Annotated in this window: 15 protein-coding genes, 2 pseudogenes and 1 riboswitch; of the genes and pseudogenes, 15 read left to right on the top strand and 2 right to left on the bottom strand. The window is 41.8% G+C overall.

The window, feature by feature from the left end:
• Both WAX46_RS13735 and rnhC read right to left on the bottom strand, forming a co-directional pair.
• Nucleotides 1-468: pseudogene (locus tag WAX46_RS13735) on the bottom strand (DUF1492 domain-containing protein); the annotation flags it as partial.
• A gap of 120 nt (nucleotides 469-588) precedes the next feature.
• Nucleotides 589-1,509, bottom strand: coding sequence for a ribonuclease HIII (gene rnhC / locus WAX46_RS13730; protein ID WP_336494206.1), 921 nt, complete (start codon nucleotides 1,507-1,509; stop codon nucleotides 589-591).
• A 134-nt stretch (nucleotides 1,510-1,643) separates the two neighbouring features.
• On the opposite strand from rnhC, the gene zapA reads away from it, so the two are divergent.
• From zapA to WAX46_RS13655, 15 genes and pseudogenes are all read left to right on the top strand, one after another.
• A complete protein-coding gene (gene zapA / locus WAX46_RS13725; RefSeq protein ID WP_226569000.1) occupies nucleotides 1,644-1,901 on the top strand; it encodes a cell division protein ZapA in 258 nt (85 codons plus the stop codon).
• Nucleotides 1,902-1,908: 7 nt separating this feature from the next.
• Nucleotides 1,909-2,442 (top strand): CvpA family protein, encoded by a 534-nt coding sequence (locus tag WAX46_RS13720; RefSeq protein WP_336494205.1) that lies wholly within the window; start codon nucleotides 1,909-1,911, stop codon nucleotides 2,440-2,442.
• Nucleotides 2,443-2,557: 115 nt separating this feature from the next.
• Entirely contained in the window at nucleotides 2,558-4,270 is a 1,713-nt protein-coding gene (polX, locus tag WAX46_RS13715; RefSeq protein WP_336494204.1) for a DNA polymerase/3'-5' exonuclease PolX, read from the top strand.
• A 21-nt stretch (nucleotides 4,271-4,291) separates the two neighbouring features.
• Nucleotides 4,292-6,649, top strand: coding sequence for an endonuclease MutS2 (locus WAX46_RS13710; protein WP_336494207.1), 2,358 nt, complete (start codon nucleotides 4,292-4,294; stop codon nucleotides 6,647-6,649).
• Nucleotides 6,650-6,664: 15 nt separating this feature from the next.
• Nucleotides 6,665-7,069, top strand: a complete 405-nt coding sequence (locus WAX46_RS13705) for a DUF350 domain-containing protein (protein WP_226569007.1) — start codon at nucleotides 6,665-6,667, stop codon at nucleotides 7,067-7,069.
• Nucleotides 7,070-7,650: 581 nt separating this feature from the next.
• Entirely contained in the window at nucleotides 7,651-9,369 is a 1,719-nt protein-coding gene (locus tag WAX46_RS13700; RefSeq protein ID WP_336494203.1) for an AMP-binding protein, read from the top strand.
• A 165-nt stretch (nucleotides 9,370-9,534) separates the two neighbouring features.
• Nucleotides 9,535-10,119, top strand: a complete 585-nt coding sequence (locus WAX46_RS13695; RefSeq protein WP_336494202.1) for a TetR/AcrR family transcriptional regulator — start codon at nucleotides 9,535-9,537, stop codon at nucleotides 10,117-10,119.
• Nucleotides 10,120-10,144: 25 nt separating this feature from the next.
• Nucleotides 10,145-10,924, top strand: a complete 780-nt coding sequence (locus WAX46_RS13690) for an enoyl-CoA hydratase (protein ID WP_336494201.1) — start codon at nucleotides 10,145-10,147, stop codon at nucleotides 10,922-10,924.
• A 31-nt stretch (nucleotides 10,925-10,955) separates the two neighbouring features.
• A complete protein-coding gene (locus WAX46_RS13685; protein WP_336494200.1) occupies nucleotides 10,956-11,729 on the top strand; it encodes an electron transfer flavoprotein subunit beta/FixA family protein in 774 nt (257 codons plus the stop codon).
• A 45-nt stretch (nucleotides 11,730-11,774) separates the two neighbouring features.
• Complete coding sequence (locus WAX46_RS13680; protein ID WP_336494199.1) at nucleotides 11,775-12,752, top strand: electron transfer flavoprotein subunit alpha/FixB family protein; 978 nt, start codon at nucleotides 11,775-11,777, stop codon at nucleotides 12,750-12,752.
• Nucleotides 12,753-12,867: 115 nt separating this feature from the next.
• Nucleotides 12,868-13,135 (top strand): annotated as a pseudogene (locus WAX46_RS13675) (alpha-N-arabinofuranosidase); the annotation flags it as partial.
• A gap of 358 nt (nucleotides 13,136-13,493) precedes the next feature.
• Nucleotides 13,494-13,808 carry a thioredoxin gene (gene trxA, locus WAX46_RS13670; protein WP_226569019.1) on the top strand — a complete coding sequence of 105 codons (315 nt, stop codon included), beginning with the start codon at nucleotides 13,494-13,496 and terminating at the stop codon, nucleotides 13,806-13,808.
• A 140-nt stretch (nucleotides 13,809-13,948) separates the two neighbouring features.
• A complete protein-coding gene (uvrC, locus tag WAX46_RS13665) occupies nucleotides 13,949-15,721 on the top strand; it encodes an excinuclease ABC subunit UvrC (protein WP_336494198.1) in 1,773 nt (590 codons plus the stop codon).
• 61 nt (nucleotides 15,722-15,782) lie between these two features.
• Nucleotides 15,783-15,960, top strand: a riboswitch (Lysine riboswitch).
• Nucleotides 15,961-16,101: 141 nt separating this feature from the next.
• The gene (locus WAX46_RS13660) at nucleotides 16,102-17,337 is read left to right on the top strand and encodes an aspartate kinase (protein ID WP_336494197.1); all 1,236 of its coding nucleotides are present in this window, start codon (nucleotides 16,102-16,104) and stop codon (nucleotides 17,335-17,337) included.
• 74 nt (nucleotides 17,338-17,411) lie between these two features.
• Nucleotides 17,412-17,600: transposase (locus tag WAX46_RS13655; RefSeq protein WP_336493159.1), on the top strand; the 189-nt coding region annotated here is incomplete at its 3' end.

Raw genomic sequence — 17,600 nt, 5'->3', positions numbered from 1 at the left:
ACGTGCCGACCTGTTTCTCTAGTTGTCTTTTAGATTGATTCTGAGTCAGCTCCTTTTTCCATCTATAATACGAAGTGCGTAAGATGCCTAAATGGACACAAATGTCCTGTACCGTCATCGTTTTGCGAAATTCTTCTACCAGTTTGATTGACGTTTCCTTATCAACTTCCTTTCCAATTCGTTGTACTTTTTTAAAACTTCATTCTGTTGTCTCAGATAACGATTTTCTGCCTGCAGTCTCTCTAATTCCGAAGAGTACTCGGGACCCTTTCCATAGATATATTGTTTTCCAACAGGCTGTTCGAACCTGTGTGTATCCCCAGCCTTATGCCACCTCACCCATGTCTGAACCTGCGTCTTATTCTTGATATTCAATTCCTGCATGATCTCTTTCATAGGTACACCTGCCAATCTCATTTCTACAGCCTTCTGTTTGACTTCAACTGGATAACTCACTCTTGTCCCCATAGAAAAAACACCTCCATGTTTTATTTCGGATCACAACGGTCCGTTTTCAAACTTGAAGGTGTTTTTTATTTGTCTCATCTTAGGGGGTCAGTCCCCTCATGGGCTATAGCTCTTTTTTGATTATAACCATTTTTTCGCTTTCTGGGTGTTGGCAAAATGCAGCTTTGTAAATTGGCGTAAAGCATCTTCGCCGTGCAGCTTAATCAGCTTGGCTGCCGCCTTATCGACATGAGAGCCGGCTCCTTTTGGAATGTCAAAGCCTGCTTCTTTTGATAATTTATCCATTTCAATTAAAAAGGCGTATCTTGCGATAATGGAAGCTGCAGCAACTGATAAATGGATGCCTTCCGCTTTTGTACTAAAATACGTACGCTCTCGGATGATCTTTTTCCCCGCAAGGTGCTTGAAATAAATGCCGGGTTCTGCAAATTGGTCAATGAGAATAGCTTCTGGTTTTCCATCCAGTTTTTCTAGCACGGAGGTGATGACTTGGTTATGAAGCAGTGCTTTCATTTTTCCTTGGCTCATGCCCTTTTCCTGCATGGTATTGTACTTTTCATTACGGAGAACGAGAAGACTGAACGGGATGGTTTTGATGAGATCTTTGGCCATGTTGATAATCTGCGGATCCTTTAGTCCTTTTGAGTCTTTAACGCCAAGTTCTTTTATCAGAGCAAGCTGAATGGAATCAACGTAGGCTGCACAGACCGTGATTGGTCCAAAATAATCACCAGTACCCACCTCATCTGATCCAATGACCGACATGGAAGCAATGCCAGACGGTGGGCTGTATTTTGTGGCAGTAGGTATTTTTTCACTTTTCGTTTCAGCCACTTTTAAATGGCTGAACTGACTTGCTTCAGCTTCTGCCTTTTGTCCTTGGAACAGCACTTTTCCAGATTGATATGCTGTAATCGTACAGCCAGGAATCTTTGCTTGAAACAGAGCGCCTGGCGGCAAAGTGTCAGTTAAATGGTGAGCATACACGCTCTTCATCTTCTTTATGTTTTCTGATGTGGCTTTTAAGACGGATTGGGGCACAGTGGATAACTCCTTTTTACCTTGATATCATTGATTTCTAAAGTGTACCATAACAGGGAAGGGCTCGTCTTTCCATTCAATGCCTAAACATGTTATGATAGAGACTAGGATTCTCGTGGAATGGAGGAGAAACGTTGTCTGACGGCGGTAAAACGAAAACAACAGTTGAGATTTACGGACAGTCCTATACGATCATCGGCCAAGAAACGAAGATGCATATGCGACATGTTGCTTCAATTGTTGATGATAAAATGAGAGAAATAAATGGAAAAAACCCATACCTTGATATAAACAAATTAGCTGTACTGACAGCAGTCAATGTCGTCCACGACTACTTGAAATTAAAAGAGCAATACGAAAAACTAGAGATTCAGCTTAAAGAAAAGGAATGAAATAAACATGATCGATATCATCATTTTGTTTTTGCTTCTTATGGGAACGCTTGTCGGTCTAAAACGTGGGTTTATTCTTCAAACTATTAAATTGATTAGCTTTGTTGTTTCTATTTTAGTTGCTTCGATGTTTTATCAGTCACTTGCACCACAACTAACGTGGATTCCAGCACCTGATTTTAGCGGTGGTCAAGCGCAGCTCGCTTTCTTTAGTGGGAATCTAGAAACAGCTTATTATAATACCATTGCGTTTATCATTCTGTTTATCTTGACCAAAATCCTGCTCGCCATCATTGGCGGATTGCTCACAACCATTGCAAGTATACCTGTGATTAAACAGGTTAACAAACTGCTTGGTGGTGTTTTAGGATTTCTTGAAACATATTTATTTGTGTTTATTCTATTGTTTGTCGCTGCATTACTTCCAGTCGATGCGCTGCAAACAATGATAAGCAAATCAATGTTAGCAGATGTGATCGTAGGCAATACCCCTTATCTGTCCAGTCTTGTCAAAGAATTATGGACGACGTATGGCGTTTAAAAACTTCTCCTTTTCTTGGAGAAGTTTTTTCTCATTCCATGATACAAAGTTGTCGGATGAAGGAAAAGTTTGTATATTTATAAAGGAAGATGCCAAAGCGGCTGGAGGATGAGAGATGAATAAAAAAGATATTATCAAACTTCTTGAAACAATAGCAGTATATATGGAGTTAAAAGGAGATAATCCTTTTAAAGTATCTGCCTTTCGAAAAGCAGCAGCGGCACTTGAACAAGATGACCGTAGCCTTTCTCAAATAGATGATCTATTATCATTACCCGGCATTGGTAAAGGAACCTTTGCTGTGATCACAGAGTATATCGAAAAAGGCCAATCAGAGACATTAGAACAATTGAAAAAGGAAGTACCTGAAGGACTTGTCCCGCTATTAAAATTGCCAGGATTAGGCGGGAAAAAGATCGCAAAGCTTTACAAGGAACTTGGTGTGCACGATGCTCAGTCTTTAAAAGTAGCGTGTGAAGCTGAGAAGGTTCAAGCGTTAGCTGGCTTCGGTAAAAAAACAGAAGAAAAACTTCTCGCAGCCCTTGAGGAAGCGGGGAAGCAGCCTGAACGACTGCCGATTGGTTTTGCTTTAGATGTCGCAGAGCGGATTGATCATGTGCTCGAACATATGGAGGAAATCATTCGCTTTTCAAGAGCTGGTAGTTTACGACGTGTACGTGAAACGGTAAAAGATTTAGATTATATCATTGCGACAGATCACCCTGAACAGGTCAGAGAGCAGCTCGTTGCACTTGATCATGTAAAAGACATCATTGCAAGTGGTGATACGAAGGTATCTGTCATTCTTGCACTTGATTTTGAGATCAGTGTGGACTTCCGCCTTGTGACAACAGAGCAATTTGCCACCACATTGCATCATTTCACAGGATCAAAAGATCATAATATTAGAATGCGACAGCTTGCGAAGGAGCGCGGAGAGCGTATTAGTGAATATGGCGTTGAAACGATTGAAACCGGAGAAGTGAAAACATTCGAAGACGAAAGCGCTTTTTATGCCCATTTTCAACTTCCACTCATTCCACCAGAAATTCGTGAAACCGGAGCAGAAATTGATACGTATAAAGAAAGTATGCAATTTGTGGAACTGAAAGATATCAAAGGAGACCTACATATGCACTCGTCATGGAGTGACGGAGCCTTCTCTATTCGTGAAATGGCTGAAGCATGTAGGGCGAAAGGCTATGAATACATGGCCATCACGGATCACTCTCAATACTTAAAAGTGGCAAATGGTTTAACAAAAGAACGTTTGCGTCTACAAGCAAAAGAAATTGAGAAGCTCAATCAGGAATTCGAGCATTTTTACATTTTCAAAGGGGTAGAGATGGATATTTTGCCGGATGGATCGTTAGATTATGATGATGACTTTTTAACTACCATGGATTTTGTGATTGCTTCTATCCATTCTAGCTTTTCTCAGCCGGAAGAAGTCATAATGAAGCGTCTTGAAAATGCCCTTCAAAATCAGCATGTGGATTTAATTGGACATCCAACAGGGCGTTTAATCGGTAGACGGGATGGCTATTCCTTAAATATCGATCAGCTTATAGAGCTTGCAAAGAAAACAGGCACTGCACTAGAGCTAAATAGCAATCCCTCAAGACTTGATTTGAATACAGAGCATTTAATGAAAGCAAACGAAGTGGGTGTGAACATCATGATCAATACAGATGCCCACAACATCGCTATGTTAGATCATATGGAAATCGGTGTAATAGCTGCAAGAAAGGGCTGGACAACAAAAGCAAATGTCATGAATACATTTTCTCTCAATGAGATGAAAAAGTTTTTAACGCGTGACAGGTAGTCGTTAGGAGGCTGTACAATGCTGCAACAAAAAGTGTTAGCATCATTAGAATTTCAAAAAGTAAAAGAAAAAGTCATGTCCTATACTGCATCGACCTTAGGAAAAGAGAGAGCACAAGATTTAACGCCGCTCACGGAAATAGAAACCATTCAGCACTTGCTGGAAGAGGTAGCAGAAGCACAAGATGTGATCCGGTTAAAGGGATCTGCACCGTTTGGCGGGTTAACGGATATTAGACGTGGAGTCAAACGGGCAGAAATCGGCAGTACATTAAGTCCTTCTGAGCTGATGGAAATCGCAGGACTATTATATGCTGTGAAGAATATGAAGCACTTTCTCGCGTCTATGTATGAAGATGGTGTAGACATACCATGCCTTCAAACATATGCAGAAACGCTCATTTTACTGCCTGAAATCAGAAAAGAAATCGAGAGCTGTATCGGTGATAATGGAGAAGTGCTTGATCATGCAACCCCGGCACTTCGTTCATTACGCATCCAATTACGCTCACTAGAATCAAAAGTACGTGATAAATTAGAATCCATGGTTCGTTCACAATCTGCTTCAAAAATGCTCTCAGACACCATTGTCACCATTCGTAATGATCGTTTTGTCATCCCGGTTAAGCAAGAGTACCGCTCAAATTATGGTGGGATTGTTCATGATCAGTCGTCTTCAGGTGCCACACTTTTTATTGAGCCTCAAGTGGTCGTAGATCTGAATAATACCTTGCAGCAAACCCGTTTAAAAGAAAAGGAAGAGGTCGAAAAGATTCTTCAAATCTTGACAGAAAGCGTGTCAGAGCATATTGATGAACTGCTTCATAATGTAAAAGAACTCCAGACGTTAGATTTCATCTTTGCCAAAGCCAAATATGCAAAGGCAGAAAAAGCAACGAAGCCTTCTGTGAACGAGCAAGGGGAGATTTATTTAAAGCGAGCAAGACATCCTCTATTGCCTCGGGATCAGGTTGTGGCAAATGACATTAAACTTGGTAAGGATTTTTCAACGATCGTGATCACTGGACCAAATACTGGTGGTAAGACCGTCACCTTAAAAACATTGGGGCTCCTTACGCTTATGACGCAGGCAGGCCTTCATATTCCAGTTGAAGAAGGATCAGAAATCGCTGTATTCGACCAAGTCTTTGCCGACATTGGAGACGAACAGTCCATTGAACAAAGCTTGAGTACGTTCTCATCTCATATGGTCAATATTGTGGATATTTTAAAGAATTTGACCTCGAATTCACTTGTGTTATTTGATGAATTAGGGGCAGGAACTGACCCTGCTGAAGGTGCAGCACTTGCGATGAGTATCTTAGATGAAGTTCATCAAACAAATGCGCGCGTCATCGCAACGACACACTACCCTGAGCTGAAGGCATACGGGTATAACCGAGAAGGTGTCACAAATGCAAGTGTAGAGTTTGACATCGAAACCCTATCACCAACGTACCGCTTGCTCATCGGTGTACCTGGACGGAGTAACGCGTTTGAAATCTCCAAACGACTTGGTTTGCCTCACCACCTGATTGATAGAGCAAAAGCGGATATGCATGCAGAGCATAATGAAGTAGATCAAATGATTGCTTCACTAGAAGACAGTAAGAAACAAGCAGAAGAAGAACTGCATGAAACAGAATCTTATAGAAAAGAAGCTGAGAAGCTTCATAAGGAACTGCAAAGACAAATCGTTGAATGGAATGAGCGAAAAGACAAGCTGTTTAAAGAAGCTGAACAAAGAGCGAAAGAAAAGATTGAACAAGCAGCCAAAGAAGCTGAAGACATCATACAAGAGCTGCGTTCCATTAAAAGTGAGCATCGCGTGTTCAAAGAGCATGAACTCATCGATGCGAGAAAGCGTCTTGAAGAAGCTGTCCCTGAGTTTGACCGGAAGAAAAAACCAGATCCAGCGAAAAAAGCAGCAAGACAGCTAAAGCCAGGCGATGAAGTCAAAGTGCTCACATTTGGACAAAAAGGAACATTGCTCGAACAAACAGGTGACAAAGAATGGAGTGTCCAAATGGGCATTCTGAAAATGAAAGTAAAAGAAAAAGACATGGAATTTATCAAATCAGCACCGGAATTTAAGCAAGAGAAAGCCATTACGGCGGTCAAAGGGAAAGACTATCATGTATCGCTTGAGCTTGATTTAAGGGGAGAGCGTTATGAGAATGCATTAAGTAGGGTCGAGAAATATTTAGATGATGCCGTATTAGCTGGCTATCCGCGCGTGTCGATTATTCATGGAAAAGGAACGGGCGCCCTAAGAAAAGGAGTCCAGGAATTATTAAAACAGCATCGAAGTGTGAAAAATGCTCGTTTTGGAGAACAGGGCGAGGGAGGATCAGGTGTCACCATCGTCGAATTAAAGTAAAAAGGGAGAAAACGCATGAAAGCCTTTTGGGAAAATGAACTTGTGGAGATCGCTGCCTATTACAGCGTGGCCGTCCTATGTCTTGTCTTATTTCTAACCATTTTTGAACTCGTGACCTCCTATAAAAACTGGGAAGAGATTCAGCGGGGGAACTTAGCGGTTGCTATGGCAACAGGCGGGAAGATCTTTGGGATTGCGAATGTGTTTCAGCATTCTATCGTACAGCATAACTCCCTTCCTCAAATGGTTGGATGGGGCGTTTACGGCTTTATGATGCTGCTTGTCAGTTACTTCATATTTGAATTTTTAACACCAAGATTTAAAGTAGACAAAGAGATTGAGAATGATAATAGAGCGGTTGGGTTTATTTCACTCATTATTTCTGTTGGGCTGTCTTACGTAGTAGCAGCCGGCATATAAGGAGACAACATGGAAAAGCTAGCAAAGGTATTAATCGTGGTTGCCTGCACTTTTGCGGTCATTGGTGCCGTTTACATGTTCCTGTGAAATGAAAATACCATCTTAGAAAGCTGTCAAGGAAAGTCTTGACAGCTTTTATCTCATCAAAGGCGGCGAATCTTGATGAATCAAATCTTACAAAAAGACGAACTAATGAAGCGCATTGAAACTTGTCTAGACATCACGTCTCCAAGACATATATGAAACGTAGACCTTTTTTACCCTCATTCAGTATGAACGAGGAATTGAAGTGCTTCATAAGAGAACAAGAGATGCTGATGAAGTCATTTACTAGATTTTATACATACACATTTACAATGACCCTAGTACCCATAAAAAATGATGGAAAGAGTCAATGAGTCGTTTCGTGTGATCGGGTGGTTATATGAGAAATGGTATTATGAAGGGAAAAGAGAATCTATAGAAATACAGACCAAAAAGTGAAGGTGTACAATTGTGTAGGTCTATTTGAAAAAAGCAAGCTGCCTAAGGAAAAGTTTGCTATAATAAAATAGTATGAAAGTTCAGGAAGGAGGGTTTTTATGCAGTCAGATAAACGATGGCTTCTGCATTACCCAAATCAAATTCCCCACGAACTCACCATCCCAAATGAAACGTTACAATCTTACTTATTCAGCTCCGCAGAGGCAGCACCTGAGCATACAGCCATTCATTTTTTAGGGAAAAACATCTCCTATGAGCAGTTACAGAAAGATGCGTTAAAACTAGCCAATCATCTGATCAAGATTGGCGTGAAAAAAGGCGACCGAGTGGCTATTATGCTACCAAACTGCCCACAATCGGTCATTTCTTATTATGCTGTTTTGATAGCAGGAGGCATTGTTGTTCAAACAAACCCGCTTTATACGGAGAAAGAACTCGCATATCAAATGGAGGATAGCGGTTCAAAGGTGCTGATCACACTCGATCTGCTGTATCCAAAGGCCTATAAAATGAAAGCGTTGACATGTATGGAACACTTGATCATCACCAAACTACAAGATTATTTACCATTCCCGAAAAATATTTTGTTCCCTATTGTTCAACGAAGAAAAAACAAAATGGTCATCCAAGTCGAGAAAAGTGATACCATTCATGACTTCTCACAGGTCATGAAAGAATCATCAGGAGAACGGATTCCGCAGCGATCCTTTCAACCGAAAGAGGATGTCGCTGTTTTACAGTATACAGGTGGAACGACTGGTTTACCGAAAGGGGTCATGCTCACACATGAAAATATACTAGCCAATACAGAAATGTGTGCATCCTGGATGTATAAAACAAATCGGGCAAAAGAACGAATACTTGGCATCATTCCGTTTTTTCATGTGTACGGGATGACCACCGTGCTGAACCTTGCTGTTAAAGAAGGGCATCAAATGATTCTTCTGCCGCGCTTTGATGTGGCTGATACCCTCAAAACCATTGAAAAACAAAAACCGACGTTGTTTCCTGGAGCACCAACGATGTATATTGGCTTGCTCCATCACCCGAACATTGAAGATTATGACCTGTCGTCCATTACGGCTTGTTTAAGCGGTTCGGCGGCTCTTCCTGTTGAAGTCAAACAAAGCTTTGAAAAATTGACAGGAGGACGCTTAGTGGAGGGATATGGTCTTTCAGAAACCTCGCCAGTGACTCATGCCAATTTCTTATGGGGAGTGAACAAAATAGGCAGCATTGGCTGTCCTTGGCCCAATACAGATGCCGGCATTTATTGCGAGGAAACCGGAGGACTCAAGGAGCCATATGAGCACGGAGAAATTATTGTTAAAGGGCCGCAGATCATGAAGGGGTACTGGAATCAGCCAGAGGAGACAGCGGCTGTGTTAAGGGATGGCTGGTTTTTCACCGGAGATATTGGGTATATGGATGAGGACGGTTTTTTCTATATAGTAGACCGGAAAAAAGATGTGATCATTGCGAGTGGCTATAATATTTACCCAAGAGAGGTCGAAGAAGCCCTTTATGAGCATGAGCTTGTACAGGAAGTAGTCGTGGCAGGTATTCCAGACCCGTACCGGGGAGAGACGGTAAAAGCATTTGTTGTCACGAAAAAGGATGCCTATTTAACAGAGGATGAGCTAGATCGTTTTGTCAGAACGCGAATTGCCTCATTTAAAGTGCCGCGTGTCTATGAATTTAAGGAGGCACTGCCTAAAACGGCCGTAGGAAAAATCTTGCGCAGAGTCTTAATTGAAGAAGAAAAAAGAAAGCAATCATCTTTATCTGAAGTGCCTGCCGATCAATCAAAAAAATAACTAGCATCATCCGGTCCACCGGCCGGATGATATGAATTATGCTTGTCTGCTCTGGTATCTTAAAGGTTGAAAAGAAAGAAGAACTTCACTTGACAAATCACTCGTTTCTTTTTAACATAAAGTTATGAATGAATGCTCATTCAATTTAGAAAGGGACGAAGCACATTGAAGCAGAAAAGACCGAAGTACATGCAAATTATTGATGCAGCAGTTGTAGTGATTGCAGAGAATGGCTATCATCAATCGCAAGTTTCAAAGATTGCCAAACAAGCGGGGGTAGCAGACGGAACGATTTATCTCTATTTTAAAAACAAAGAGGATATTCTGATCTCATTATTCAAAGAAAAAATGGGACAATTCATCGAACGGATGGAAACAGATATTCAAAAGAAACCGTCTGCCAAAAAAAAGCTTCTCCTACTGATTCAGGAACACTTTCGCCTGCTTTCGCAAGATCATCATTTGGCCCTTGTGACACAGCTTGAACTCAGGCAGTCAAACCTCGAGCTGCGGCAAAAAATCAATGAGGTGCTGAAAGGGTACTTAAATATGCTCGACTCCATTTTAACAGAGGGAAAGAAAACAGGAGAATTTAAACAAGATCTGGATGTCCGTTTAGCGAGACAAATGGTATTTGGAACGATTGATGAAACCGCTACAACATGGGTCATGAATGATCAAAAGTATGACCTGTCTGCACTTGCAGAAAACGTACATGATCTACTCTTAAACGGAATACACCAATCTTAAAGACAATTGAAAAAGGATGATTGACATGGAAAAGATACTCAGCTTACATTATGAAGGACAGACAGCGCTCATCACGATTCAACATCCACCTGCAAACGCCTTATCTTCTCAGCTTCTCACTGAGCTCGATGACATGTTTGACCAGCTCGAACAAAATGAAGAAGTGCGAGCTATTATCATCCATGGAGAAGGCAGATTCTTCTCAGCGGGTGCTGATATAAAAGAATTTACGACCTTACAGGAAGAGTCTGATTATGCGAGCCTTGCAGACCGAGGACAGCAAGTCTTTGAACGAATTGAGAAATGTCCAAAGCCAGTCATTGCCTCCATTCATGGGGCAGCATTAGGCGGTGGCCTTGAGCTAGCGATGTCCTGTGATATTCGTATCGCAACAAACGATGCGAAGCTTGGGCTACCGGAACTAAACCTCGGCATTATTCCAGGCTTTGGAGGAACGCAGCGTCTACCTCGTTACGTTGGTGCTGCTAAAGCACTTGAAATGATGGGAACAGCTGAACCGATTACAGGAGAAGATGCATTCGCTTGCGGACTTGTTTCAAAGCTTGTAAAAGCAGAGGAAGAGGCGCTGGAAGCAGCCAAAACACTTGCGGCGAAATTTGCAGCGAAAAGCCCAAAAACACTCGAGTATGTGCTTGAGTTATTGAACGCGGCAAAAGTGTATTCATATGATGGCGGAATGAAGCTGGAAGCCAAAAAGTTTGGTGAGGTCTTCCAATCGAATGATGCCAAAGAAGGCATCCAAGCCTTTATCGAAAAGCGCAAACCGAATTTTAAAGGGGAATAAGAGATCAGTACGACACAAGGGGGAGAAATGGATGAATATATTTGTTTTGATGAAGCGTACGTTTGATACGGAAGAGAAAATTTCCATTCAGTCTGGTACCATTCAAGAAGATGGGGCAGAGTTCATTATTAATCCTTATGACGAGTATGCAATAGAAGAAGCGATTCAGCTTCGGGATGAGCAGGGGGGAGAAGTAACCGTTGTGACAGTTGGCAGCGAGGATGCGGAGAAACAGCTGAGAACAGCACTTGCTATGGGCTGTGACCAAGCCGTTTTATTAAATGTTGAAGACGACTTGGAGGAGTGGGATCAATATTCAGCTTCTACGATTCTATATCACTATTTCAAGGACAAAGAGGCTTCTTTAATCTTAGCAGGGAATGTGGCGATTGACGGCGGCTCTGGACAGGTTGCCCCGCGTCTTGCTGAATTACTTGGCTTTTCATATGTCACAACGATTACAAGTATTCAAATTGACGGCAACTCCGCTTCAATTGAACGAGATGCAGAGGGTGACATTGAAGTGATTTCTGTCGAGCTCCCGCTTGTGGTCACAGCGCAGCAGGGTCTCAATGAGCCTCGTTATCCATCATTACCAGGTATCATGAAGGCGAAAAAAAAGCCTCTTGAAGAATTGGAACTAGATGATTTAGATCTCGATGAGGACGATGTGCCATATAAAATCAAAACGATTGAACGTTTCTTACCAGAGGAAAAAGAGGGTGGCAAGGTGCTGAGCGGTGAGCTTCAGGATCAAGTCAAGGAACTGACAGATCTATTAAGAAATGAAGCAAAAGTGATCTAAACATCCCAGTTTATGATATCACGAGAACAAGGGGGAGCTTGAAAGATGAGTAAAAAAGTTGTTGTACTTGGAGAGAGTCGTGACGGTAAATTAAGAAATGTGACATTTGAAGCGATTGCTGCCGCTCATCAAGTGGCTGATGGCGGTGAGGTGATCGGCGTTTTAATAGGGGATAACGTCAAAGAACAAGCCGATGAGCTGCTTTACTATGGAGCAGATCAAGTCATGATTGTGGAGCATCCACACCTTTCATATTATACGTCAGATGGTTTTGCGCAGGCGCTTCAAGTGATATTAGATCAGGTCAATCCAGATGCAGTGTTTTTTGGTCATACGTCTATCGGAAAAGACTTGTCACCCAAAATAGCAGCACGCCTGCAAATAGGCTTGATTTCAGATGCAATAGATGTAAGCGTTGCCGGAGAACATCTCGTTTTCACGAGACCGATTTATTCAGGAAAAGCCTTTGAAAAAGTCATCTCGACAGATCGTCTTCTTTTGGCGACGATTCGCCCGAACAACTTGACACCGCTGGAACGGGATGCATCACGAAGTGGAGAAGTCATTCCTGTTTCTGTTGATATTCAGAACCTGCGAACGATTGTGAAGGAAGTCATCAAAAAAACGTCAGAAGGTGTAGACCTATCTGAAGCAAAGGTCATTGTCGCTGGAGGGCGAGGGGTCAAGAGTAAGGAAGGCTTTGAACCGCTCACAGAACTTGCCCAAACGCTAGGTGCAGCAGTGGGTGCCTCGCGTGGTGCCTGTGATGCAGACTACTGTGATTATGCCCTGCAAATTGGTCAAACGGGTAAGGTCGTCACACCAGACCTCTATATTGCCTGCGGGATATCAGGGGCAATTCAGCATTTAGCCGGAATGTCTAACAGTAAAGTCATTGTTGCAATTAACAAAGATCCAGAAGCTGAGATCTTCAAAATCGCCGATTACGGGATCATTGGTGACTTGTTTGAAGTGGTTCCACTTTTGAATGAAGAGTTAAAAAAGATGTTTATCCACTCTTAACGCATACACTCAGAATGCCTAGGTATTCTGGGTTTTTTGTATGTCATCATGAAACAAAGGAGCGGTTAACAAGTGAAGGAAACAGTAAAAGTAAATGAAGTGATCGGACTCATTTCTAATGGAGTGTGCTGCTTCATGGATGGACGGACTCAGTTTGCATTATTATACTGTTCCTGGTACATGGGAGAAGAAAGGTCTGCGACTGATTTTCTAAGGATGAATGGTTTACGACGTTGAAAAAGTCTTATGAGATGGAACAGCTTTCCATGGATCATGGACAGGTCATAGATCTTTATGATCCAGAAAAGAGAATCGGGATGATCATTGATGAATAGGGGACTTGGTATGACCCAGAGCTAGGAACAAATCTTGGGTTTTTGTATTAACAAAACACGAGGAGAGATACCATTTTGCTGTGCCGGTCTTGACCCCTATCTATCGATTTCTAGAAATTTGATGTATGTCGGTTGTGATGATGACAATCCACCTCACCTGATGACATATTCCTATGTTTGATGAAAAGAATGTTGGGGCATCATAAGTTGTAAATGAAGCGGAAAGGGAGTTATGTCATATGTTAAGAACCATTCTGGTGATCATCGGTGCGATTGTTGTCATCGGTGCGATTATAAGGTTTGTTTTTTGATTCATTTCAAAAAAATGATTCGTAAGCATTTCATTCGCAAGTCACATTGGTAGATGCTATACTAAAAAGCATAATTTACATTGGAGGAATGAATAATGGCAATCGTAAAAGCGACTGACGCAACATTTTTACAAGAAACGGCAGAAGGTGTTGTTCTTGCAGATTTTTGGGCACCATGGTGCGGCCCTTGTAAAATGATTGCTCCAGTTCTTGAAGAGCTTGATCAAGAAATGGGCGATAAAATGAAAATTGTAAAAATTGATGTAGACAATAACCAAGAAACTGCTGGTAAATACGGCGTGATGAGTATCCCAACACTTCTTGTTTTAAAAGACGGTGAAGTCGTAGAAACTTCTGTTGGCTTTAAACCAAAAGAAGCACTAGCTGAGCTTGTAAACAAACATCTATAAATCCATTTGTGCCAATTCGGCATGATTACTGAAAGCGGTTCTCGTATAGACGAGAGCCGCTTTTCTTTCACCATGGTATAAAACAAACGTTCGTGATACACTAGAAGGAGTGAAAGAGGAAAACAAGGACGGATGAAAAGATGAACAAACTGATCAAAGAAAAGTTGTCAGTCCTGCCTGATCAACCAGGCTGTTACTTAATGAAAGATAGGCAAAATAAGGTCATTTATGTGGGAAAGGCAAAGGTATTAAAAAATAGGGTACGCTCTTATTTCACTGGCTCTCATGATGCCAAAACGCAGCGGCTTGTTAATGAAATTGTGGACTTTGAATACATTGTGACCTCTTCTAATATTGAGGCGCTTATTTTAGAGCTGAATTTAATCAAAAAATATGACCCACAATACAACGTCATGCTTAAGGATGATAAGACATATCCTTTTATTAAAATTACGAATGAGCGGCATCCTAAGCTGATTGTCACCCGCAATGTGAAAAAGGATAAAGGGCGATACTTCGGTCCATATCCGAACGTACAAGCAGCAAGAGAAACAAAAAAGCTGCTGGACCGTTTATATCCACTAAGAAAATGTGCGACACTTCCTGATCGCGTCTGTCTTTATTACCACCTTGGACAATGTCTTGCACCATGTGTGTATGATATTTCTGAAGAAACGAATAAGCAGCTCGTGGATGAAATCACAAGGTTTCTAAACGGAGGGCATCAGCAAATTAAGAAAGAACTAACTGAGAAGATGCAAGAAGCGGCTGAACAATTAGAGTTTGAGCGGGCAAAGGAATTAAGAGATCAAATCGCATACATCGACTCAACGATGGAAAAGCAGAAAATGACGATGAGTGACTTATCCGATCGCGATGTATTTGCCTATGCCTATGATAAGGGCTGGATGTGTGTCCAAGTCTTCTTCATCAGACAGGGGAAATTAATTGAGCGCGATGTCAGTCTGTTCCCAATGTATCAAGACCCTGAAGAAGAATTCCTAACGTTTATGGGGCAGTTTTATGAAAAGAACAACCATTTTATTCCAAAGGAAATTTTAGTGCCAGACAGCGTAGATCAAGAGATGCTCGAGCAATTGCTTGAAACGAATGTTCACCAGCCGAAAAAAGGAAAGAAAAAGGATTTGCTTTTACTTGCACATCAAAATGCCAAAATCGCTCTCAAAGAAAAATTCTCGCTCATAGAGCGTGATGAAGAACGGACAATTGGGGCGGTAAAGCAGCTCGGCGATGCACTCAATATTTATATGCCATACCGGATTGAGGCATTTGATAACTCAAATATTCAAGGTGCAGACCCAGTTTCCGCTATGGTTGTGTTTCAGGACGGGAAACCGTATAAAAAGGAATATCGAAAATACAAAATTAAAACCGTCGCAGGGCCAGATGATTATGCATCCATGCGCGAAGTCATCAGAAGACGATATACTCGCGTGTTAAAGGATGAGCTGCCGCTTCCAGATTTAATTTTAATTGATGGAGGAAAAGGACAGATCAACGCAGCCATAGATGTGCTCGAAAATGAATTGAATTTGTCTGTTCCAGTAGCAGGTCTTGTGAAAGATGAAAAACACCGGACATCGAATCTCATGATGGGTGATACACTTAAAATTGTTGCGCTAGAGCGTAACAGTCAGGCCTTTTATTTATTACAGCGTATTCAAGATGAAGTGCACCGGATTGCCATTAGCTTTCACCGGCAGCTGCGCAGAAAAAATGCATTCCAGTCTATTTTAGATGATGTACCAGGTATCGGAGAAAAGCGTAAAAAGCAGCTGCTCAAACATTTTGGCTCTGTGAAAAAGATGAAGGATGCTTCTGTCCAAGATTTTCAGGAGGCTGGCATTCCGAAACAAACGGCCAAACTTTTAATGGAAGCATTAAAAAAATAGATTGTACTTTTTCCAATAGTCTGTTAAAATGTCACTAATTTAATAAATGAACGTGTTGTTTGTTGAAGATAGAGGTGCGAACTTCAAAAGTAGGCCGTCAGAGATCGATGGGATCTAGGAAGAGGGCTGAAAGGGGAGCGTCGCCGAAGTGAATAAAATCCACTCATTTTATTCGCTGGCTGTACATTGAAGAAATGTAGGGCTGTCAAGAATTTATTTCTTGGAGGGCTATCTCATTGTTTGCATCTTTTGATGATGATTTCAAAGCAATGGGAGATCTGTTCTCTCATTGCTTTTTTGTTTGCAGTGAGTGGGCAGTCTCCAAAGCCGCTTCTTGCCTCTTCTCTTACACGTGATCTTTTGAAAAAGGGTGGTTAGACATGGGACTAATTGTACAAAAATTTGGCGGAACATCCGTTGGATCGACAGAAAAAATTCGCAGAGCCGCAGAGAGAGTGATCGCTGTACGCAAGGCAGGACATGATGTGGTTGTGGTTGTGTCAGCAATGGGCAAATCAACTGATGTTCTAGTGGACCTAGCGAGAGAACTCACAGATGATCCAAGCAAAAGAGAAATGGATATGCTGCTAACGACTGGGGAGCAAGTGACCATTTCGTTATTGGCAATGGCACTGCAAGCAAAAGGCTATGATGCCATTTCCTTTACAGGCTGGCAGGCTGGTATGAAAACAGAGAAGGTGTACGGAAATGCAAGAATCGTGGACATCGATGAAGCAAGAATCCAAGAAGAACTGAGTGCGGGAAAAGTCGTTGTAGTAGCAGGCTTTCAAGGGATTGCAGATGATCTACATATTACAACTCTTGGCCGTGGTGGTTCAGATACGACGGCTGTGGCACTTGCTGCTGCACTCAAAGCCAACAAATGTGATATTTACACGGACGTATCAGGTGTGTTTACGACAGATCCGCGTTATGTGCCGTCTGCGCGAAAACTTGCAGGTATTTCATACGATGAGATGCTCGAGCTAGCCAATTTAGGGGCTGGCGTCTTGCATCCGAGAGCCGTAGAGTTTGCGAAAAATTATCAAGTCCCACTAGAAGTCCGTTCTAGTATTGAATATGAAACGGGTACGTTAATTGAGGAGGAATCATCCGTGGAACAAAATTTAGTCGTAAGAGGAATTGCATTTGAAGATCAGATCACACGTGTGACGGTGTGCGGCCTTTCAAGCGGTTTAACAACATTGTCGACCATTTTTACGACGCTTGCTAAGCAAAATATCAACGTCGATATCATCATTCAGTCCGTCACAAGCACAAATCAAACTTCCATCTCTTTCTCTGTGAAAACGGATGATTTGTCCAAAACAGTTGAAGTATTAGAAGAATATAAAGGGGCACTTGGCTATGAGCAGATTGAGACAGAAAGCAAATTAGCCAAAGTATCCATCGTTGGGTCGGGTATGGTCTCAAATCCAGGCGTAGCTGCTGAAATGTTCGCTGTGTTAGCTGAAAAAGACATTCTAGTGAAAATGGTCAGTACGTCTGAAATCAAAGTCTCAACAGTGGTAGGCCGTGATGATATGGTCAAAGCGGTTGAAGCCCTGCATGATGCGTTTGATCTATCAAAAGTAAGTGTAGCTGCGCACTCTTAAAAAAATAAAAAGAGGTGTATTTTGAAGTGCACCCCAAATATTAGACACAGTCTAACATTTGGAGGTGCTTTTCTTTGGCTAAATTTACAATTGAAGATAAAATCAAAGCGGTAAAACGATACCTCATTGACCGTGAGAGCTTGCTTAGAATTGCAAAACAGATTGGCGTGAACAAAAGTATACTTCAATATTGGGTCAGAAAGTATCAATATCATGGCGAAAAAGCTTTTTCAAAGTCATATACAAATTATCCAGTCCGATAT

The sequence above is a fragment of the Bacillus sp. FJAT-53060 genome (assembly GCF_037104745.1).
Taxonomy (GTDB): Bacteria; Bacillota; Bacilli; order Bacillales; family Bacillaceae; genus Bacillus; species Bacillus stratosphericus_B.
This window is presented reverse-complemented; position numbering and strand designations above follow the sequence as displayed.

Coding starts and splice junctions, on each gene's coding strand:
- WAX46_RS13685 (WP_336494200.1), top strand. CDS start 10,956: ATGAATATATTTGTTTTGATGAAGCGTACGTTTGATACGGAAGAGAAA.
- polX (WP_336494204.1), top strand. CDS start 2,558: ATGAATAAAAAAGATATTATCAAACTTCTTGAAACAATAGCAGTATAT.
- WAX46_RS13690 (WP_336494201.1), top strand. CDS start 10,145: ATGGAAAAGATACTCAGCTTACATTATGAAGGACAGACAGCGCTCATC.
- WAX46_RS13660 (WP_336494197.1), top strand. CDS start 16,102: ATGGGACTAATTGTACAAAAATTTGGCGGAACATCCGTTGGATCGACA.
- WAX46_RS13720 (WP_336494205.1), top strand. CDS start 1,909: ATGATCGATATCATCATTTTGTTTTTGCTTCTTATGGGAACGCTTGTC.
- WAX46_RS13705 (WP_226569007.1), top strand. CDS start 6,665: ATGAAAGCCTTTTGGGAAAATGAACTTGTGGAGATCGCTGCCTATTAC.
- WAX46_RS13680 (WP_336494199.1), top strand. CDS start 11,775: ATGAGTAAAAAAGTTGTTGTACTTGGAGAGAGTCGTGACGGTAAATTA.
- trxA (WP_226569019.1), top strand. CDS start 13,494: ATGGCAATCGTAAAAGCGACTGACGCAACATTTTTACAAGAAACGGCA.
- WAX46_RS13700 (WP_336494203.1), top strand. CDS start 7,651: ATGCAGTCAGATAAACGATGGCTTCTGCATTACCCAAATCAAATTCCC.
- uvrC (WP_336494198.1), top strand. CDS start 13,949: ATGAACAAACTGATCAAAGAAAAGTTGTCAGTCCTGCCTGATCAACCA.